The 19,305-nt window shown below is 71.2% G+C and carries 16 protein-coding genes; 10 read left to right on the top strand and 6 right to left on the bottom strand.

All coding sequences use genetic code 11. The features are described 5' to 3' along the window. The first annotated feature begins 156 nt into the window (after window positions 1-156). A complete protein-coding gene (locus tag RS82_RS01905; RefSeq protein ID WP_045296540.1) occupies window positions 157-1,008 on the top strand; it encodes an SGNH/GDSL hydrolase family protein in 852 nt (283 codons plus the stop codon). 7 nt (window positions 1,009-1,015) lie between these two features. Here the strand turns inward: RS82_RS01905 and RS82_RS01900 are convergent, their stop codons facing one another. Continuing rightward, on the bottom strand, window positions 1,016-1,573 hold the full coding sequence (locus tag RS82_RS01900; protein WP_045296539.1) for a phosphorylase family protein: 558 nt from the start codon (window positions 1,571-1,573) through the stop codon (window positions 1,016-1,018). Window positions 1,574-1,641: 68 nt separating this feature from the next. Between RS82_RS01900 and RS82_RS01895 the strand changes: the two genes are divergently transcribed. Beyond that, complete coding sequence (locus RS82_RS01895; RefSeq protein ID WP_084695401.1) at window positions 1,642-3,189, top strand: MFS transporter; 1,548 nt, start codon at window positions 1,642-1,644, stop codon at window positions 3,187-3,189. Here RS82_RS01895 and RS82_RS01890 read toward each other — a convergent pair. Both RS82_RS01890 and RS82_RS01885 read right to left on the bottom strand, forming a co-directional pair. Then, window positions 3,161-4,705, bottom strand: coding sequence for a lipase maturation factor family protein (locus RS82_RS01890; protein WP_045296563.1), 1,545 nt, complete (start codon window positions 4,703-4,705; stop codon window positions 3,161-3,163). The two genes, RS82_RS01895 and RS82_RS01890, sit on opposite strands and share 29 nt — an antisense overlap. A gap of 4 nt (window positions 4,706-4,709) precedes the next feature. Beyond that, window positions 4,710-6,182, bottom strand: a complete 1,473-nt coding sequence (locus RS82_RS01885) for a phytoene desaturase family protein (RefSeq protein ID WP_052676646.1) — start codon at window positions 6,180-6,182, stop codon at window positions 4,710-4,712. 262 nt (window positions 6,183-6,444) lie between these two features. Here RS82_RS01885 and RS82_RS01880 point away from each other — a divergent pair, with 262 nt between their 5' ends. After that, window positions 6,445-7,023 (top strand): hypothetical protein, encoded by a 579-nt coding sequence (locus RS82_RS01880; protein WP_045296561.1) that lies wholly within the window; start codon window positions 6,445-6,447, stop codon window positions 7,021-7,023. A gap of 101 nt (window positions 7,024-7,124) precedes the next feature. Here RS82_RS01880 and RS82_RS01875 read toward each other — a convergent pair whose 3' ends face one another. Next, window positions 7,125-9,185, bottom strand: a complete 2,061-nt coding sequence (locus RS82_RS01875) for an NAD(+) synthase (RefSeq protein ID WP_045296533.1) — start codon at window positions 9,183-9,185, stop codon at window positions 7,125-7,127. Between the two features lie 113 nt (window positions 9,186-9,298). Here RS82_RS01875 and RS82_RS01870 point away from each other — a divergent pair, with 113 nt between their 5' ends. From RS82_RS01870 to RS82_RS01855, 4 genes are all read left to right on the top strand, one after another. Further along, a complete protein-coding gene (locus tag RS82_RS01870; protein ID WP_045296531.1) occupies window positions 9,299-12,928 on the top strand; it encodes a TM0106 family RecB-like putative nuclease in 3,630 nt (1,209 codons plus the stop codon). Between the two features lie 102 nt (window positions 12,929-13,030). Continuing rightward, on the top strand, window positions 13,031-13,351 hold the full coding sequence (locus RS82_RS01865) for a DUF3467 domain-containing protein (protein ID WP_045296530.1): 321 nt from the start codon (window positions 13,031-13,033) through the stop codon (window positions 13,349-13,351). A gap of 220 nt (window positions 13,352-13,571) precedes the next feature. After that, on the top strand, window positions 13,572-14,132 hold the full coding sequence (locus RS82_RS01860) for a hypothetical protein (protein WP_045296528.1): 561 nt from the start codon (window positions 13,572-13,574) through the stop codon (window positions 14,130-14,132). Beyond that, window positions 14,129-15,397, top strand: coding sequence for a type III PLP-dependent enzyme (locus tag RS82_RS01855; protein WP_045296526.1), 1,269 nt, complete (start codon window positions 14,129-14,131; stop codon window positions 15,395-15,397). Before RS82_RS01860 ends, RS82_RS01855 begins: the two co-directional genes overlap by 4 nt. 18 nt (window positions 15,398-15,415) lie before the next feature. On the opposite strand, the gene upp is transcribed toward RS82_RS01855, so the two are convergent. After that, window positions 15,416-16,048 (bottom strand): uracil phosphoribosyltransferase, encoded by a 633-nt coding sequence (gene upp, locus RS82_RS01850; RefSeq protein ID WP_045296524.1) that lies wholly within the window; start codon window positions 16,046-16,048, stop codon window positions 15,416-15,418. 99 nt (window positions 16,049-16,147) lie between these two features. Here upp and RS82_RS01845 point away from each other — a divergent pair, with 99 nt between their 5' ends. Both RS82_RS01845 and RS82_RS01840 read left to right on the top strand, forming a co-directional pair. Then, window positions 16,148-16,579: a nucleoside deaminase gene (locus RS82_RS01845; protein WP_045296560.1), complete on the top strand. Its 432-nt coding sequence runs from the start codon at window positions 16,148-16,150 to the stop codon at window positions 16,577-16,579. A 76-nt stretch (window positions 16,580-16,655) separates the two neighbouring features. Next, window positions 16,656-17,381, top strand: a complete 726-nt coding sequence (locus RS82_RS01840) for a DUF2306 domain-containing protein (protein WP_045296523.1) — start codon at window positions 16,656-16,658, stop codon at window positions 17,379-17,381. Between the two features lie 86 nt (window positions 17,382-17,467). On the opposite strand, the gene RS82_RS20545 is transcribed toward RS82_RS01840, so the two are convergent. After that, entirely contained in the window at window positions 17,468-18,715 is a 1,248-nt protein-coding gene (locus tag RS82_RS20545; RefSeq protein WP_052676645.1) for a hypothetical protein, read from the bottom strand. A 142-nt stretch (window positions 18,716-18,857) separates the two neighbouring features. Between RS82_RS20545 and RS82_RS01820 the strand changes: the two genes are divergently transcribed. Next, window positions 18,858-19,208 carry a hypothetical protein gene (locus tag RS82_RS01820; RefSeq protein ID WP_045296517.1) on the top strand — a complete coding sequence of 117 codons (351 nt, stop codon included), beginning with the start codon at window positions 18,858-18,860 and terminating at the stop codon, window positions 19,206-19,208. Window positions 19,209-19,305 lie beyond the last annotated feature (97 nt).

The following is a 19,305-nucleotide window of genomic DNA, read 5'->3' as shown; positions in this document are numbered from 1 at the left end:
TGGTGGGGCTGGTCCCCCTGTCGCCGGGGCGATGCACGGGTGTATCGTTCGCGGCAGATCGCTTCCTGGGGATTCGCGATCCCGCCCGACCGCCGGCGCTCGTCCGGCCGCGGCCGTCAGCCGCGCCCTCTCGTTACGACGACGTACGGAGTCGAAATGCGTTCCACCTCTCGGGCGCGCCGCGCCCTCGCCGCGTTCGCGGCATCCGCCCTTCTTCTCACCGGCACTCTCAGCGCCGCCTCCGCCGCGCACGCCGCACCCGCGCCGGCGATGATCACCCGCATGGCCTCGCTCGGGGACTCGATCACCCAGGCGGCGATGACGTGTTCGAGCCTCACGTCATGTCCGGCCAACAGCTGGTCCACCGGAACCACGACATCGGTCAACTCGCACCTGCAGCGGTTGCGGGCGGCCGGGTCTGCAGGCCTCGTCAACGTCTTCAACGACGCCAAATCAGGCGTGGGATCGTCGGCGCTGCCCGCCCAGGCGCAGATGGCCGCCGGACAGGGGGCAGAGTACGTCACGATCGAGATCGGCGCGATCGACGCCTGCACCCGGACCGTGGCGCAGATGACGTCGGTCGATGCGTTCCGGACCAACGTGCAGGCGGCGCTCTCCACCCTGGCAGCGAGTCCGGCGGCGCCGGAGATCTTCGTCGCGAGCATCCCGAGCCTGCAGCGCCTCTACGACATCAACAGGTCGAGTCTGTCCGCCCGTCTCGCGTGGTCGCTGCTCGGCACCTGCCAATCGATGCTCGCCAACCCGAGCAGCAGCGCGACCGCCGACGTGCAGCGCCGCACGCTGGTGCAGCAGCGGGTGACCGATTTCAACAAGGTGCTGGAGGCCGCCTGCGCAGCCACCGCGAAGTGCCGATTCGACGGATACGCGGTCGCGAACTATGCGTTCGCGAAGTCCGACATCTCGACGCGGGACTACTTCCACCCGTCGCTGTCGGGCCAGGCCACGCTGGCGAACATCACATGGGCGAAGACGCAGTGGGTGTCGTGAGGCGGGGTCAGACGCCGTAGTCGGCGCGGATGCGGTCGCGCAGCTGGTGGCTGCAGGCGGCCACGGCCGTGCGCCAGTCGGTGATCGCGCCGTCCTGGGCGCGGTCTGAGACGGCCTTGAGCACGCGGATCGGCACGCCGAACCGCTGCGCGACCCAGATGTAGGCGTACGTCTCCATGTCGACGAGGCCGGCGCCGAGCGGCCGGATGACCTCCACGGCCTCGGAGTCGTCGACGAAGTGGTCGCCGGTCGCGATCGTCACGCCGTCGGCGTCGAGCTCGACGCGCGCCGGCAGCGACACATGCTGACCGACGATCCCGTCGATGTCGGTGACGTCGTGCTGCAGGGCGGCGGCGATCTCGTAGACGGATGCCTCGAGCCGGGCGTCGATCGCGCCCGCGGTGCCGACCACCACCACCTCGTCGTATGCGTTCGCGTCGAGGGCGCGGGTGAGCGCGTATGTCGCCTGGAGCTTGCCGGGGCCGGTGACGAGGCGGTCGAATCCGTCGAGGTCGTCGGGGAACGCGACGAGCTCGGAGGCGAGGGCGGCGACGAGGAGTCTCACCCTCCCATCATCTCCCGCTCGCCGGAGTCTGCGCCCGACGCGCCGCGGACGGGGTTAGCCTGGGCGAGATGTCCCAGCCACAGCCGACGCCGCAGAGAACCTCGAGGCCGGCGCGCGCCGTGCCGGTCACGACCGCCGTCATCCCCCTGTCCCACGGCGCCCGCTGGCGCGCATTCTGGGTCTGCGTCTCGGTCGCGGCGATCACCATCCTCGACATGACGAAGGTCAACGTCGCGCTGCCGTCGATCGGCGAGGTGCTCGGAGCGAGCTCGACCCAGCTGCAGCTGATCGTGTCGGGATTCGTCCTCACCTTCGGGCTCGTGCTCGTGCCGATGGGCCGCCTGGGCGACCAGCGCTCGCGGCGGACGCTGTTCGTCGTGGGTCTCTCGCTCTATACGGTCACCAGCGTGCTGTGCGCGCTCGCGCCGACCGCCGAGGCGCTGCTGATCGGGCGGCTCCTGCAGGGCGTGGCGGCGGGCATCCAGATGCCACAGGTGCTCGGCATGGCGCAGGAGCTGTTCCAGGGCAAGGAGCGTGCCCGCGCCTTCGGCCTCTTCGGCGCGACGATCGGCATCGCGACGGCATTCGGCCCGACGCTCGGCGGTCTGCTCATCGCCCTCGGCGGGCCGACGAACGGCTGGCGGCTCATCTTCTGGATGAACGTGCCGCTGTGCCTCATCGCGATCGCGCTCGCGCTGTGGCTCCTGCCCGACACCCGCACGCGATCCCAGCGCAAGGTGCAGCTCGACCCGGTCGGTGTGCTGCTGTTCGGCGCGAGCGTGATCTCGCTCATGTGGCCCTTCCTCTTCACCACCGGCGCGCCCACCGACAACCCGGCGCGGTGGTGGCTGCTCGTCGCCTTCGCGCTGTTCGCGTCCGCCTTCATCGCGTGGGAGCGTCGCTACGCGAAGCGCGGCCGCAACCCGCTCATCCCGCTCGGCCTCTTCCGCATCACGTCGTATCGCAACGGCACGCTGCTGCAGACGGCGTACTTCACCGCGGCGCCGGCGATGTTCCTCGTCACGACGCTGTTCCTGCAGCTCGGCCTCGGGCTCGCACCGGTGTACGCGGGCATGGTCTCGATCGGATTCGCGCTCGCCTCCGCCGTCACCTCGTGGATCGGCGGCAACCTCGTCAGCACGCACGGCCGCGTGGTCGTGGTGTGGGGTCTCGCCGGCATGCTGCTGTGCGTCGGCGGGCTGGTGCTCGCGGCGCTCTACAGCGACCCCGCGTGGACCCCCTACATCGCCGCCGCGGTCATGACCGTCGGGGGTGCCGGAGGCGGTCTCGTGATCGCCCCGAACCAGGCGCTCACTCTCGGCGACATCCCGGTCAAGCAGGGCGGCCTCGCCGGCTCCGTCGGCCAGCTGGGCCAGCGCATCGGCGCGGCGGTCGGCACAGCGGTCGCGCTGTCGCTGTTCTACGCCGCGATCTACCGCGAGTCCGGCTCCCACGACAGCCTCGTCGTCTACCACGACGCGTACGCCTTCGGGATGCTGTCTGTCGCGGTCTTCCTCGCGCTCGCGTTCCTGGTGGCCATCGTCGACCTCACCGCGCGCCGCAGCGCGCGCGAGCGCAAGGCCGCCGTCAGCGGCGGAGGGACGCCGGTCCCATGACCGTGCGCCGCCGGTCGCGCTTCCACCGGGCGCGGGACTCGCGGAACTCCGCGCGCGTGGTGAAGCGGTAGCGGTACGACACGGCCCGAACCCATCGCGGCCGCTCGCCCGAGAACGGATCGTGCGCGAGCAGACGCAGGGTCGCAGCATCCGCTTCCAGCAGCCGCACCAGGAATGCGGTGAACCACTCGTCCAGTGACCGCCCGAGCGGGAGGAACCACATCAGCCAGTCGAGGCGCAGGTGGTACGGTGCGAACTGCCGCGGGATGCGGTGCACCTCGCCGGGCTTTCCCTTGAAGCCGTACTCGTGCCACGTGGCTCTGTCAGGATCGTCGTCCATCGTGCCCTCGACGACGATCTCGATGCGCTCCTTCGTGACCGTGCCGAACGCACCGTAGGCGTTGGCGAGCTGCCACCGGTTGAACGACGCGTTCATCAGCTGCCGCCGCGCGAACAGGTTCCGCAGCGGCCACCAGCTGATCACGAGGTACAGCACGCCGACCGCGCAGGTGATGACGAGCCAGTACACCGGGATCCCGCTGAACACACCGGGAGGAAGGGTCCCCACGCCCTCGCCGGTCACCGCCGGCGCGGTGGCCGGAGCCTCCAGGCGCGTGGGCCCAGCCGCGCCTTCATACTCTGCGCCCATGCCCGGCAGTCCGATCGCCGCGAAGGCGAGCACGATCGTCATCCAGTTGAGCCATGCGAAGTTGCCGGTGACGACGAGCCACGCCTGCGTCGCGATGACGATCGCGGCCGCCACCGCCCCGACGATGGCGGGCACCGGTCCGGACACGAAGAGCCCGGCGAACGGCGCGAACAAGAACCACGGCACCACGAGCTGCGCGAAGTGGTTGGCGAGCACCTCGCCCTTGTGGAACCAGCGGGGGAGGAGGTGCGCCTGGCGGCTGAGCGGCCCCGGCATCGGCTGCGTCTCGTGGTGGTAGGTGAGCGCGGTGAGGTCGCGCCACTCGCGCCCGCCGCGGATCTTGATCATGCCCGCGCCGAACTCGAGTCGGAACACCAGCCACCAGAACAGCACGATCACGACGACCGGCGGCGGCTGGTCGTCAGAGCCCAGGAACGCCGCGAGGAAGCCGGCCTCGAGCAGCAGCATCTCCCACCCGAATCCATAGAAGGTCTGCCCGACGCTCGTGATCGACATGTACCCGAGCCACAGCGCGAGGAAGCACAGCATCGGCACCCACGGCGGACCGAGCTGCGGGAGGCCCGCGACCAGCGTCGCGGCGATCAGGATGCCCGTCCAGCACAGGGCGACGAGTCTGCGGTCGGTGTACCGGAAATGACGGAACAGGGTGGGGCGCAGCATCCGGGCCCCTCTTTTCGAGGTTCGCACCCACTCGAGCAGCTCCGACGCGGGCAGCAGGCCGTGCTCGCCGAGAAGCGGGCGGAACTGGTTCAGCGACGAGACGAACGCGATGACGAACAGGGCCGCGATGCCCCGCTGCAGCACCTGTCGAGCGAACTCGAAGTCGACCGCGGCGAAAGCGTCCACCCGGTCACGCTCCGAAGAGATCCCCGAGTTCGAGGCGGTCGCCACGACGACGCCCGCGATCGTGCAGGGCCTGGCGTGCGGCGTACCACCCCGGCATGCCGGTGACGCCGGGTCCGGGCGGGGTCGACGCCGACGCGAGGTAAACGCCCCGCAGCGGGGTGCGCCACGGCGTCGTCGACACGACGGGGCGCCGGATCGCCTGCGCGAACGTGAACGCGCCGCCGAGGATGTCGCCGTCGATGTCGGCGGGGTTGTACGCGGCGCGCTGGGCGGCCGTCATCGCGTGGCTCGCGAGGATGCCGTGACGGAATCCCGGAGCGAAGCGCTCGACCTGCCGCACGACGGCTTCGGTGGGGTCGAACGTGGACCCCGCCGGAACGTGGATGTACGCCCACAGCACGTGCTTGCCCGAGGGGGCACGAGTGCCGTCGAGCACGCTCGGCTGCACGGTCAGGACGTACGGCCGGTCGGTCAGGCGGCCTCGCGCCACTGCGTTCTCGCTCGCCTCGACCTCTTCCCGTGTGCCGCCGAGGTGCACGGTGGGGGCCAGGGCGACGTCGGGATGGGACCACGGCACGGGGCCGTCGAGGGCGAAGTCGACCTTCGCGGCGGCCGGGCCGTAGCGGTACTGCCGCACGGCGTGCGCGTACCGCGCGGGAAGGTCGGGGTGCGTGAGGAGGAGCCGCGGCGTGGTGTCGAGCAGCAGCAGGTCGCCGGCATCCGGATCACCCCAGTCCAGTCCCGCGAGGGTCTGCACCCGGTTGCCGGTTTCGACGCCGCCACCGTGCGCCTCCAGATCGGCGACGAGCGCGTCCGCGATCGCCTGCGAGCCGCCGCGGGGGAACGCCCAGCCGTCGGCGGAGTGCCCGTGCGCTGCGAGGAAGAGCCCCGAGGCGGCCCCTCCGAGCGAGGGCAGCGGGGTGTTCGCGTGCGCGAGCACGCCCGCGAGCAGCGCGTTCGCCTCCTCGGTGCGAAAGGTCCCGCGGCCTAGGCGCGTCCCGAGCTGCAGGGCGCGCAAACCGAACCGGACGGTGGTGACCGGATGCCGCGGCCACCGCAGCAGCTGTGACCCGGTGAAGTCCACGAGGCCGCCGAGGTGACGGCTGAGAGGGCGCAGGACCGCCCGCCATGCGCGGCCGTCGGGGCCGAGGGCATCGGCCGTGCGCTCGATGTCGCGCCACGCGATCGCCGCGCGCCCGCCGTCCAGCGGCTGCGCGTACGAGGCGAGCGGGTGGATCCAGCCGACCCGCTCGTGGATGCCGAACGCCCGGAAGAAGGGCGACGACAGCGCCGCGGGGTGCACCGCCGAGCACACGTCGTGGCGGAAGCCGGGAAGGGTGAGCGCCGCGGTGCGGACGCCGCCGCCGATGGTCGCGGCGGCCTCGAGCACGCGCACCTCGTAGCCGGCGCGCGCCAGCGCGACCGCGGCCGACAGCCCGTTGGGGCCACTGCCGATCACCGTCGCGCGCCTCGCCATGCGCCCCATCCTTCCATCGCCCCGCGGTCCTGGGAGGGGGGTTGACGGCCCGTCTCGCGCGAAAGGGCGGGTGCGGGACGCGACACGCCGGGAGGCGGCACCCGTCATCGGCGCGTCGTCGTCACCGACCCGCGTGTCCGCACAGGCGACAGGATCGCGGGGACTCGATCGGGTGGAGACGAAGGGGCGTGGCGATCTTCCTCACCGCTTCCCGCCGCGACAGGATGGAGGTGCGGACGGGCCGCGGAGAATGGGGTGGATCATGCAATCGGTGCTTCTCGAGACTCCGGCAGGAATCACGGCGCGTCTCGGCTGGGACCCCAAGCTCTCGGACCACGACCGCAAACGCGCGCTCGCGAAGGAGATCGTCGCGACGAAGCTCGGCGTCGACCCGAAGGACGTGCGCGTCGAGCGCGAGGCCCCCCGCACGTTCGGGTTCCACACCCAGCTGATCGCCGAGGTGGGCGGTGCCGAGGTACCGCTGAAGATCCGCAACGTCAACTTCCGCGCCGCCACCGTCGTCGCGGTCGCCGATGCCGACGCCTCCCTCGGGCTCGATCTGCGCGACGCGCACCCCGACGACGCAGAGCTGCACCTCATGAAGCGGCACTCGCACCTGCTCGACGAGAACGACCTCGGCAAGCTCCTCGCCCACTGGACCCGCGTGCAGGCCGTGCGTGATGCCGACGGCCGGGGCGCTCGCGTCGCCGCCGATCACGTGCGCCTGGACAGCCCGCTGACGAAGGGCTGGATCCCCGACCGCAAGGTCTTCTACAAGCTCGCTGACCTGTCCCGCGACAGCTGGATCATCACGCTGGCGTACACGCAGGCACCCGCCTGAGCCGCAGCATCCGGAATCGCCGTTCTTCCTGATCCCGGCGACAGCGTGCACCGCCGAAAGCGGCGGCGGAACGGATGCCGCGAGCCGCAGCATCCGCTTCTTCAGTCCTTCACGAGATCGGGGAGGGCCGCCTTCAGCTCCGCGAGCCACACGCGGGCGTTGCCGTCCGACGGGGCGCGCCAGTCGCCGCGCGGCGCCAGCGAACCTGCGGGCGAGACCTTCGGACCGTTGGGGATCGCGGAGCGCTTGAACTGCGCGAACGCGAAGTAGCGCTTCAGGAACACCTGCAGCCACTTCGCGACCGTGGGCAGGTCGTAGGCGTAGCGGTCCTCGTCGGGGAAGCCGGGGGGCCAGGCGCCGGCCTCGGCATCGCCCCACGCGTGCGCGGCGAGGTAGGCGATCTTCGACGGGCGGAAGCCGTAGCGGAGGATGTGGAACAGCGCGAAGTCGTGCAGCGCGTAGGGTCCGATGCGGTCCTCGGTCGACTGCATCTTGCCGTCCTGACCCATGGGCACCAGCTCGGGCGAGATCTCGGTGTCGAGCACCGACTGCAGCACCTCGGCCTCGCGGTCGTCGACGCCCTCGCGCTCGGAGATCACCCAGCGGATCACGTGCTGGATGAGGGTCTTCGGCACGCCGGCGTTGACGGCGTAGTGGCTCATGTGGTCGCCGACGCCGTACGTGGCCCAGCCGAGGGCGAGCTCCGACAGGTCGGAGGTGCCGATGACCATGCCGCCGTGGTGGTTCGCGAGGCGGAAGAGGTAGTCGGTGCGCAGACCCGCCTGCACGTTCTCGAACGTGATGTCGTGCACCGGCTCGCCGTCGGCGAACGGGTGCCCGAGGCGCTCGAGCATCTCGATCGCGAGCGGCCGGATGTCGATCGTGTCGATCGAGGCGCCGACCGATTCGGCGAGGGCGATCGCGTTGGACTTCGTGTGCTCGCTCGTGGCGAAGCCAGGCATCGTGTACGCGAGGATGTCGCTGCGCGGGCGCCCCATCAGGTCCATGGCGCGCGCGACCACCAGCAGCGCGTGGGTCGAGTCGAGGCCGCCGCTCACGCCGATCACCGGCTTCGGGGCGCCGATCGCGCGCATCCGCTGCACGAGACCCGAGACCTGGATGTTGAACGCCTCGTAGCAGTCCTGCGCGAGGCGGGCGGGGTCGTCGGGCACGAAGGGGAACCGGTCCAGCGTTCGGCGCAGGCCCACGTCGGTGCGCGGCGGGTCGAGCCGGAAGTGGACGGTGCGGAACGAGGCATCCGCTCCCGTCGTCCTGCGGTTGTCGTCGAAGGTGCCCTGGCGCAGGCGGTCCTGGCGCAGGCGGTCGAGGTCGACGTCGGCGATCGAGCGGCGCGGACCGTCCGGGAACCGTTCGGTCTCGACGAGCAGGTTGCCGCCCTCATAGATCATGGTCTGGCCATCCCACGAGAGGTCGTTCGTGGACTCGCCGGCGCCCGCCGCTGCGTATGCGTAGGCGGCGAGGCAGCGCAGCGACTGCGACTGGCAGAGGTCCTTGCGGTCCTCCGCGCGCGCGATCGTGATGGGGCTTCCGCTGAGGTTGAGGAGCACGGTCGCGCCCGCCAGCGCCGCGCGCGACGACGGCGGGATCGGCACCCACACGTCCTCGCAGACCTCTGCGTGCACGATGAGACCGGAGACATCGAGCGCCTCGAACAGCAGGTCGGGTCCGAACGGCGCCTCGAGCTCGCCCACGCGGATGTCCTGGCCGGCCCGGTCGTCGCCCGGCGCGTACCAGCGGCGCTCGTAGAACTCGCGGTAGGTCGGGAGATACGACTTGGGAGCGACGCCCAGCAGCTCGCCGCGGTGGATCACGACGGCGCAGTTGTAGAGGCGGTTGCGGTGGCGCAGCGGCGCGCCGACGACGAGCAACGGCAGGAGATCGACGGATGCCTCGACCAGCCGCTCGATCGCGTCGACGACGGCGTCGAGCACGGGGTCCTGCATGACGAGGTCGTCGATCGCGTAGCCGGTCAGACACAGCTCGGGGAAGACCGCGACGGCGACCGCGTCGGCGTCGCACACCCGCGCTGCCTCGAGCACGGCGTCGGCGTTCGTCGCCGGGTCGGCGATGGCGACCGGGATCGTGCACGCGGCGATGCGGGCGAACCCGTGCCGGTACGCGCTGTCGAAGGGCAGGCTCATGGGTCAAGTCTGTCAGGTGGTGCATGAGGGCGGACGTGTCGGCGCCCGCGGCGCCCGGACGGGCGCGCTGTCTGCCGTCGCGGCTACTGTCGAGGTGGGCAGAAGGGCGCGGCATGCGATACATCGAGGACGAGGGCCGGATCGTCTGGAGCGCGAGCGATCTGAAGACCGCTGCGGAGTGCGAGTTCGCGTGGCTTCGCGCGATCGACGCGCGACTCGGCCGCGTGGCCGCGGTGGAGGATCCCGAAGACCTCACCCTCGAGCGCGCCGGTCGCCTCGGCACGGTGCACGAGCGCCGGGTGCTCGCCGACTACATCGAGCGCTACGGGGATCGCGTGGTCGAGATCCCCGAGACGCGATCATCGGATGCTGCCGCCCTCGCCGCTGCGGTGGCCCAGACGAATGCCGCCCTCGCGTCGGATGCCGAGGTCGTCTATCAGGCGGCGTTCTCGACCGAGTCGTTCGTGGGCTTCGCGGACTTCCTCGTGCGCGACGAGGCCGGGCGCTGGTTGGTGCAGGACACCAAGCTGGCGCGCCACGCGCGCGTCACCGCCCTCATGCAGCTCGCGGCATACGTCGACCAGCTCGACCGTCTGGGGGTGCCGCGCTCCGACCGCGTGCAGCTGCTGCTCGGCGACGGCAGCGTCAGCGAGCACGAGGTCGACGACCTGCTCCCCGTGTTCGCGCTGCGCCGAGAGCGGCTCGGCGCGCTCACCGCCGACCGTCGCCTCGACCTCGGCCCGGCGGGGGAGCCGATAGCGTGGGGCGACCCGCGCGGCGAGCTCGGCGTCGTCGCGTGCGGACGCTGCGCGACGTGCGATGCCGAGGTCGTGGCGTCCCGCGATCTGCTGCTCGTGGCGGGTATGCGCCCCGTGCAGCGCGAGCGTCTGCGCGCCGCCGGCATCGAGACGATCGAGCAGCTCGCCGGGGCGCCGAGCGGGCCGGCGGGCATGAACCCCGACGTGTTCGCGTCGCTGCGGACGCAGGCGCGCCTGCAGCTCGAGAGCCCGGCGGGCACGCCGCCGCTCATCGCGCCGAAGCCCGTGCCGCACGAGATCGTGGTGGCAGAGAGCGTGATCGCCGCCGACGGCGCGACGCTCGCCCAGGCGACGGTGGCCGCCGTGCTCGAGGCTCCTGCGGCCGCTCCTGCTCCGCCGATCCCGGTGTTCGAGGTGGTGGCGCCCAAGGCGCTCGGCGCGCTTCCGCGACCCGACCACGGAGACCTGTTCTTCGACTTCGAGGGCGACCCGCTGCACACCGAGCCGCCCGCACCGGGCGAGCCCACCCAGTGGGGCATCGACTATCTGTTCGGCTGGGTCGATACGCGGGAGCAGTACACCGCGCTGTGGGCCCACTCGTTCGCCGACGAGAAGCGCGCGCTCGAGGCATTCCTCGACATCGTGAATCTCCGCCGGCAGCAGTTCCCCGGCATGCACATCTATCACTACGCGCCGTACGAGCCGACGCACCTGCTCGCGATGGCGGCCCGCCACGGCGCGCGCGAGGCCGACGTCGACCGGCTGCTGCGCGACGGCGTGTTCGTCGATCTGTACCCGGTCGTGCGCCGCGCGCTGCGGGTCGGCTCCCGCTCTTACTCGATCAAGAAGCTCGAGCCGCTCTACATGGGCGATGAGGTGCGCACCAGCGACGTGCAGAAGGGCGACGACTCCATCGTCCGCTACGTCGAGGCGCGTGCGCTGCAGGCCGACGGCGCCGAGGCCGAGGCGAGCCTCGTGTTCGATGACCTCGGGGACTACAACCGTTACGACTGCGTCTCGACGCGACGCCTGCGGGACTGGCTCGTCGACCGCGCCCGCGAGGCGAAGCTGGTGCCTTCGCCGAACCCCGAGCCCGACGAGCGGGCGTACGAGCCGTCGGTTCGCGCGACGGTGCTCGACGCGCTGGCGCTCGACCACCCCGAGGACTCCGTGGAGGCGCGCTCGCTGCGCCTCGGCGCTGCGGCGATCGACTACTACCCGCGCGAGGCGAAGTCCTTCTGGGCGACGCACTTCCTGCGACTGCGCGAGCCCGTCTCGCTGTGGGACCAGACCCGAGACGTCGTGGCCATCGACCCGGCTCGCAGCCGCGTGCGCGAGGACTGGCACTTCCTCGAGAGCGGCAGGGGCGGCGAGCGGCGCATCGTCGAGCTGCGCGGCGACCTCGCCCCCGGTACACGGCTCAGCGAGGGCACCAACCCGTTCGCGCTGTACGAACTGCCCGCACCGTTCCCGTTCGAGGCGTCGCCGCGCTGGATCCATGCATACCGGTCCGTGACCGTCGTGGAGGTCCTCGACGACGGCGCCGTGATCGAGGAGACCGCCGTCGACGGCGTGACCTGGAACGACCTGCCTCTCGCGCTCACCCCGCAGGCGCCGCCCGCCGCAGGCAACCAGCAGAAGGCGATCGACGCGTGGGCGGATGCCGTGATCGCTGCCGCGCCGGACCTTCCCACCGACCCGGCCACCGACATCCTGTGCCGCCGGCCGCCGCGCACGCTGAACGGGAATCTGCCTGCTGCGGGGGCGGATGCCGTCGACGCCATCGCGCGGGCCGTGCGCGACCTCGACCGGAGCTACCTCGCCGTGCAGGGCCCGCCAGGAACCGGCAAGACCTATGTGGGATCCCACGTGATCGCCCGGCTCGTGCGCGATCACGGGTACAAGGTCGGCGTGGTCGCCCAGGGGCACGCGACCATCGAGCACCTCCTCGACCGCGTCATCGCTGCGGGCGTGCCGGCGGTCCAGGTGGGCAAGGCGCCGAAGGACGCGACGACCGATCACGCCTTCACCGTGCTGCCCAAGAACGGCGTGGCGGCCTTCACGGCCGAGCACGAGGCATCCGGTTACGTCATCGGCGGCACCGCGTGGGACTTCAGCCACGAGGGCCGCGTCCCGCGCGGCAGCCTCGACCTCCTCGTCGTCGACGAGGCCGGCCAGTTCTCGCTCGCCTCGACGATCGCGGTGTCGCTCGCCGCTCCCCGGCTGCTGCTGCTCGGTGATCCGCAGCAGCTGCCGCAGGTGAGCCAGGGCACGCACCCCGCCCCCGTCGACACGTCGGCGCTCGGCTGGGTGATGGACGGCGCCGACGTCATCCCGCACGAGTACGGGTACTTCCTCGCCGAGACCCGGCGCATGCGTCCCGAGGTCGCAGCGCCCGTGTCGACGCTTTCGTACCGCGGTGAGCTCGAGGCGCACCCCTCGACGGCGCTGCGGCGGATCGAGGGCGTGCCTGCGGGCCTCGTCCCGATCGCGCTGCGCCATCACGGCAACGCCACGCAGTCGCTCGAAGAGGCCGCGGAGGTCGCCCGCCTCGTCACCGATCTGATCGGTCGGGAGTGGACGGATGCCGCCACCGACGATTCCGACGGTTCGTCATTCTCGCACCCGCCGCGGTGGCTCGAGCAGAAGGATCTCATCGTCGTCACGCCGTACAACGCCCAGCAGGTCGCGGTCGAGGCGGCCCTCGCCGCGGCAGGATTTCCCGATGTGCCCGTCGGTACGGTCGACAAGTTCCAGGGCAAGGAGGCCGCCGTCGCGATCGTGTCGCTGGCGGCCTCGAGCGGGCGCGACGCGCCCCGCGGGCTCGAGTTCCTGCTGCTGCGCAATCGCCTCAACGTCGCGATCTCGCGCGCGATGCACACGGCGTTCGTCGTGTACTCGCCGGGGCTCCTCGACGACCTGCCGTACACCCCCGAAGGTGTGGCACGTCTGAGCGGTTTCGCGCGACTGGTCGGCCGGGGCTGAGCCCCGCGTAGACTCGCGCTCACAGTCGAACACGTCGCACACGACAGCCCCCGAGCGTCTCGCACCGGTCAGGGACGAGATACCCGCCGAACAGGAGCCCGCATGGCCGACGACGCCTCGCAGCAGTTCGAGATCGACCTCCCGCCTGAGCTCATCGGCGGCAACTACGCCGACTTCGCGAACGTGTGGCACACGCCGACCGTGTTCGTGATGGACTTCCTCACCCTCGCGCAGCCGCCGCGCGAGCAGGTCGACGCCGAGACCGGCCAGCGCCACACGGTCGTCCCGGCGCGTGTCGTCAGCCGCATCCGCATCCCACCCGACCAGGTGTTCGAGCTCGCGAAGGCGCTGACCCAGCAGCTGGAGTTCTGGGAGCGGGAAACCGGTCGTCGCAACCCGCAGGAGCCTCCGCTCGGCGACTGAGGCGACGCCCCGCTGCGCGACTGAGCGCGGGGTTGTCGCTAGACGGCCGCCGTGGCCAAAGTCAACCCCTTTGGGCGAAAAATTCTGGCCACGTAGCCTTGCCACGCGTCGTAAAAAGCGCAGAGGCGCGGTATCCGTTCGGCGAGGGGCGGATGCCGCGCCGCCCCGTTTCCGGTATCACTGCCTGTGCTTCCTCCTCTGACACACGGAGGGGGAAGACATGACAACGATCGACCAGCCGCTCGCGACCATCGCGACCACGCCGGAGGCGGCGGCCCAGACGCAGACGACGATCGATGAGGCGCCCCGGCGTCGTGGGATCGTCTTCTGGATCGTCCGCTATCTGCCCGCCGAGGTGGCAGGAACCGTCGCCATGGTGGTCGGGGGACTCCTCGCCACCCTCTGGACCGACGCGGCACCGCTCATCGCCGTGGCGGCCCTCCTCGGCGAGATCATCGGCTTCTACGCCGTGCTCGCGGTCACGATCTACATCGAGCAGGCGCCTGACGCGCCGACACGGCGACGGGCTGTCGCCCGTACGGCCGTGCTGCTGGTCGCGGAGTTCGGCGCAGCCGAGCTGCTCGACACCTTCCTGGTGCGTCCCGCGGCGCTGATGCTCGGCGTGTGGCTCATCCCCGATCCGCTGTGGGGCATGCTCGCCGGCAAGATCGCCGCCGACATCGTGTTCTACGCGGTCGCCGCCGGCGCCTTCACCGTCACCGCCAAGACCGGCCTGCGCGACGCACGTCGCCCCTGGGGAACCAAGGAGGTGACGAGGTGAATCTCGCGGCCCTCCGACGCGAGCCCCGCACGACCCGGGCGCTCGAGAGCAGACGGCGGGCCGAGGCATCCGCTCTGCTGTCGTCCGTCGCGGCTCGCGCGGCCATCGCCGTGCACGGCACACCGCTGCTGCTGCTCGATCCGGAGCGCGTGCGCCGGCAGTACCGCCACCTGCGCACCGCGCTGCCGTTCGTCGGGCTCCACTACGCGGTCAAGGCGCTCGCCCACGACGCCGTGCTCGACATGCTCGACGATGCCGGCTGCGGGTTCGACGTCGCGACCGGCGAGGAGCTGGCGATGCTGACGCGCCGGGGTGTCGCGGCATCCCGCATCATCCACACGCATCCGATCAAGAAGCCCGCCGAGATCGCCGAGGCGCTGGCCGCGGGGGTGCGCACCTTCGTGGTCGACAACGACGTCGAGATCGAGAAGTTCCGGGGTGCGCCGAGCGACACGCGACTGCTGGTGCGTCTGGCCTACCGCAGCCCGCACGCGAAGAGCGACCTGTCGAGCAAGTTCGGAGTCGGGCCGTTCGAGGCGGCGCGTCTCGTCGAGAGCGCGCACGCCGCAGGCATCGCGGTCGCCGGCTTCAGCTATCACGTGGGCAGCCAGCTGGACGATCCGACCCGTTTCGCGACCGCGGCCGCCGACACGCTCGAGCTCATGGGCATCCTCGAGCGGCGTCTCAACGTGCAGTTCGACACCCTGGACATCGGCGGCGGCTTCCCGGCGTCGTACGACTCCGAGTCAGCGGCCATCGAAGACGTCGCGGCTGCGCTCCGCCCCGTGCTCGAGCCGCACGCGCGGCGGCTCGACATCATCGCCGAGCCCGGCCGAGTGATGGTGGCCGACGCGATGACCCTGGTCACGAGCGTCGTGGGCATCGCCGAGCGCGGCGACGGTCGCTGGTACTACCTGGACGACGGGCTCTACGGCTCGTATTCGAACGTGCTCACCGAAGACGTGCACCCGCTCGTCTTCGCCGAGCGAGACCTCACCGCAACGCCGGCGGATGCGGCGAACCACCGCTGGGCGACCCTCGGGGGCCCGACCTGCGATTCGTCGGACGTGATCGCGCGCGAGGTGCTGCTGCCCGAGCTGGAGGTGGGTGACCTTCTCGTGAGCCCCACGATGGGCGCGTACACGACGGTCACCGCGACGCGATTCAACGGCCGCCCGTTCACTCCGGTCGCCGTCGTCGGGCGGGGTGCCACGACCGCCGAGGTCGCTGTGGCGTCGGATGTGCGCCGCGTGCCGATCGTGTGATCGTGCGGCGGCCGCGGGTCAGACCGTGCCGTACAGCCGGTCGCCGGCGTCGCCGAGCCCCGGCACGATGTAGCCCTTCTCGTTGAGGCGCTCGTCGAGTGCGCCGAGCACGAGCGTGACGTCGCGACCCGCGACCTGCTTCTCGATCGCCGCGACGCCCTCGGGGGCGCCCAGGATGCAGATCGCGGTGACGTCCTGTGCGCCGCGGTCGAACAGGAAGTCGATGGCCGCGCCCAGCGAGCCGCCGGTGGCGAGCATCGGGTCGAGCACGAAGCACTGGCGATCGCTCAGATCGTTGGGCAGGCGCTCGGCGTATGTCGTCGGCTCGAGGGTCTCTTCGTTGCGCGCCATGCCGAGGAAGCCGACCTCGGCGGTCGGGATGAGCTTGACCATGCCCTCGAGCATGCCGAGGCCCGCACGGAGGATCGGCACCACCAGGGGGCGCGGCTCGTCGATGCGGACGCCGGTCGTCGTCGTCACCGGCGTCTGGATCTCGATCGGCGCGACGCGGACGTTGCGGGTCGCCTCATAAGCGAGCAGCGTCACGAGTTCCTCGGTGAGCTGGCGGAACACCGGCGACGGGGTGCGCTTGTCGCGCAGCACCGTCAGCTTGTGGGTGATGAGGGGGTGGTCGGCGACGTGCAGGCGCATAGAGACAGGTTAGTGCGTCGCGGTGCCGGAACCCCGGGCGACTTCGTCGGGGGCGACTACGCTCGTGCTGTGCTTCCCGCCCCCGCCGACCTCGCCGCGATGGACCGCGCGCTGGCGCTCGCCGCGGTGGCCGGCGGTGCGGGCGACGTCCCGGTAGGGGCGGTGGTGACGGATGCCGCGGGCACGGTGATCGGCGAGGGCCGGAACCTCCGTGAGCTCGAGCACGATCCGACCGCGCACGCCGAGGTGGTGGCTCTTCGCGCAGCGGCAGCGACGCGTGGCAACTGGAACCTCGAAGGCTGCACACTCGTGGTGACGCTCGAGCCCTGCGTGATGTGTGCGGGCGCTGTGCTCCAGTCGCGCATCTCGCGGCTCGTGTTCGGCGCGTGGGACGAGAAGGCCGGCGCGGCGGGATCGATGTACGACGTCGTGCGCGACCGGCGCCTGCCCTATCGCGCCGAGGTCGTCGCTGGCGTGCGCGAGGCCGAGGCATCCGCCCTCCTTCGCGCCTTCTTCGACGCCCGCCGCTGATCGGGGGGTGAGCCCCGGCGGATCGGGGGGACAGCACCCTGCTGGACGCCCCGCGCCCGGACTTAGCGTGACGGCCATGACCCGCCTCATCGAACCCGTCCGGACCGCACCAGCCGTCGCACGGCCGGGCGGCATCCGCTCACGCATCGGCTGGACGTTCGTCCTGCTGACGGCGCTCGCCATCGTCGCGTACTCCGCCGTGCCGTACTTCACCGCATCGCTGGCCGACCTCGCCGGGCAGGACGTGGGGCTCGCCCCGACGTACGCCGCTGTGCCCCCATTCGTCCAGGGAGCCCTCTACCTCCACATCGTCGGCGGGGCGACGGCGCTCGTCGCCGGTCCGCTGCAGTTCTGGCGGGGCCTGCGCACGCGCGCGCCGCGCGTGCACCGCTGGATCGGCCGGGTGTACCTGGTCGCGGTGGGGATCGGGGCGGTCGGCGGACTCATCATCGCGCCGTCGAGCCCCGCCGGCTACGTCGGCTTCTTCGGGTTCGGCGCGCTCGCCGTCCTGTGGCTCATCACGGGTTGGCGCGCGTACCGCGCGATCCGTCGCCACGACGTACCGAGCCATCAGGCGTGGATGATCCGCAACTACGCTCTGACCTACTCCGGCGTCATGCTGCGCATCTGGCTGCCGCTGCTGCTGATGGCGCCGCTCCTGCTCGGGCAGCCGTGGGAGTTCGACTCCGTCTTCGCGAACGCCTACGCCGCGGTGCCGTTCCTGTGCTGGCTCCCGAACCTCGTCTTCGCCGAGTGGCTGATCCGCCGTCGGGGCCTGCCCTCGTACCGCCTGCCGGTCTGACCTCCGACGGGCCGACCCCTGATTCAGCGCCGGATCACGACGGCGCCGCCGCACACCGCGCGGAGCCCGTCGGGATCGACGCGCGCTCAGCCCTCACGACGTCGCGTCACAACCCACACGATGAGCCCGGTGGCGGCACCGACGGCAATGCCGGCGATCATCCCGAAGGTCCACCCCTGATCCACGGGTCGGTCCTCGACCACCCACTCGCGGATCAGGTCCCGTGCGAGGTCGGCGGAGCCGATCGATGCCGAGGTGAACCCCGATTCGTAGGTCGCGAAGGTCTGCGCAGCGCCCGTGTCGGCGTCGACCCATCGGAACTCGGAGCTGTTGTCTTCGGCGTAGGTCTGAAGCACGACGGTGTCGTCGTCGCGCCAGCCCAGGGCCGCCGCATACTCGACGCCCGCGAGCGCGAACATCTGCGTCGTGCCGGCCGAGAGTGCGGAGATCTGCAGCGTCGCAGAGCTGGTCAGCGTTCTGCCCGTGGGCTTCTCCACCCACACGGGGTCGTGGACCAGCGTCACGAGGCGGGTGCCGTCCGGTGACCACGCGTCGTCGCCGAACGCCTGCCCCGTCAGCTCCGCGGGGAGTTCGCGGATGCTGTGCCCCGCGGCATCCATCATCACGGCGCCCTGCGACGCCTGCGCGACGACGCGAGATCCATCGGGGGCCAATGCCGCCGATGTCACCGCGTCCAGCGAGTACTCGAGCAGGTCGCCGCTCGACAGGTCGAGCAAGGCGAGTGTGCCGCTGAACGGCGGGTCGGTGTACCGGCTCATCTCACCGTCGCCGAGCAGCACCAGGACGTGGTCTCCGTCGGAGGCGATGCTCAACGGTACGGCGCTGCGCCCGACTCCGATCGATACCTCTCGGTCGGTGCCGTCGACGAGGGAACGGACGAGGACGCTGCCGTGACCGTTCGCGCCGGCGATCACCGCGAACGTGCCGTCGGCTGACAGCACCATGGCGGCTGGGTCGCCCTGGTCGGTCGGCACAGAGCGCTGCTCGGCGGCACCGAGGCGCCGGTATGTGCTGCCGTCGACGCCGAGTGCGACCGCCTGCGGGGAGTCCATGAATTCAACCCCGATGCCGTTCTGGTAGATCATTGTTGCCGGCATGTCGAGGTCGCTGTGCGAGACGAACCACGAGTAGGTGGCGACCGCCGTGGGAAAGGCGGGCGAGCTCGAAGGCGGCGGGGTCGAGGAGGCGATCAGCGCGGGAACGGCGACCGCGGCGAACCCGACCGCACCCGCGATCAGCGCAGGCAGGAGCGGCGTCCGCTTCTTCGGCCGCGGTACGGCCGGTGCGTCGCCGGCAACCGTCACGGTGGTCATCGCAACTCCTGCCTGCACGCTAGCGGTGATGAGCCGTCGGCGGAACGACCGGGAAGTGAACAGCGAACTCCCTGTGGCCGGCCGACGCGTGCGGCACGCAGACGGGGGCGACACCGCCCAGGTGCTTCGCTAGGGTTCCGGTGTGGACCGGGCGACGTCGCGCGATCGGCTGACGACAGCCGGGGCCGTCGCCCTCGCATCGGCAGCCGGCGCCGTGCTCGCTCTATGGGTCTACCGCGTGCTCTGGGTGCAGAATACCGGGACCCCGGCAGCACTGGACGCGAATGAGAACGCTGCTGTGTTCGCGTGGCTCGTCGGCTGGCTGCTGCTGATCTGTGCAGCGGGTGCGGCTGTCGTGCTGCTCGCGAGCGTCGTCGGGCGGATCAGCGCCCGGAGGCCGCCTCTCATCGATCTCGTCGCACTCGGAGCCACGGCGGGCCTCATCATGGTGGCGATCGCACTGGCTCCGCTGTGGGCCACGACCTCCGTCTGAGCCTGGCCGGCAGACGAGAACGACCACCCGGGTGCGCCGTTCGCGGATCTGCGCCGCTGAGCGAAGGCATCCGGTCGGCACCGGAGCCTCTGGCGCG

It is taken from the genome of Microbacterium trichothecenolyticum (assembly GCF_000956465.1).
Taxonomy (GTDB): Bacteria; Actinomycetota; Actinomycetes; order Actinomycetales; family Microbacteriaceae; genus Microbacterium; species Microbacterium trichothecenolyticum.
The sequence above is the reverse complement of the archived record's forward strand: the minus strand, read 5'-3'. Positions and strand labels throughout refer to the sequence as shown.

Bases quoted from the DNA above. Each gene is read 5' to 3' on its own strand.
- RS82_RS01905 (WP_045296540.1), top strand. From the start codon at position 157: ATGCGTTCCACCTCTCGGGCGCGCCGCGCCCTCGCCGCGTTCGCGGCA.
- RS82_RS01895 (WP_084695401.1), top strand. From the start codon at position 1,642: ATGTCCCAGCCACAGCCGACGCCGCAGAGAACCTCGAGGCCGGCGCGC.
- RS82_RS01885 (WP_052676646.1), bottom strand. From the start codon at position 6,182: ATGGCGAGGCGCGCGACGGTGATCGGCAGTGGCCCCAACGGGCTGTCG.
- RS82_RS01880 (WP_045296561.1), top strand. From the start codon at position 6,445: ATGCAATCGGTGCTTCTCGAGACTCCGGCAGGAATCACGGCGCGTCTC.
- RS82_RS01875 (WP_045296533.1), bottom strand. From the start codon at position 9,185: ATGAGCCTGCCCTTCGACAGCGCGTACCGGCACGGGTTCGCCCGCATC.
- RS82_RS01870 (WP_045296531.1), top strand. From the start codon at position 9,299: ATGCGATACATCGAGGACGAGGGCCGGATCGTCTGGAGCGCGAGCGAT.
- RS82_RS01865 (WP_045296530.1), top strand. From the start codon at position 13,031: ATGGCCGACGACGCCTCGCAGCAGTTCGAGATCGACCTCCCGCCTGAG.
- RS82_RS01860 (WP_045296528.1), top strand. From the start codon at position 13,572: ATGACAACGATCGACCAGCCGCTCGCGACCATCGCGACCACGCCGGAG.
- upp (WP_045296524.1), bottom strand. From the start codon at position 16,048: ATGCGCCTGCACGTCGCCGACCACCCCCTCATCACCCACAAGCTGACG.
- RS82_RS01845 (WP_045296560.1), top strand. From the start codon at position 16,148: ATGGACCGCGCGCTGGCGCTCGCCGCGGTGGCCGGCGGTGCGGGCGAC.
- RS82_RS01840 (WP_045296523.1), top strand. From the start codon at position 16,656: ATGACCCGCCTCATCGAACCCGTCCGGACCGCACCAGCCGTCGCACGG.
- RS82_RS20545 (WP_052676645.1), bottom strand. From the start codon at position 18,715: ATGACCACCGTGACGGTTGCCGGCGACGCACCGGCCGTACCGCGGCCG.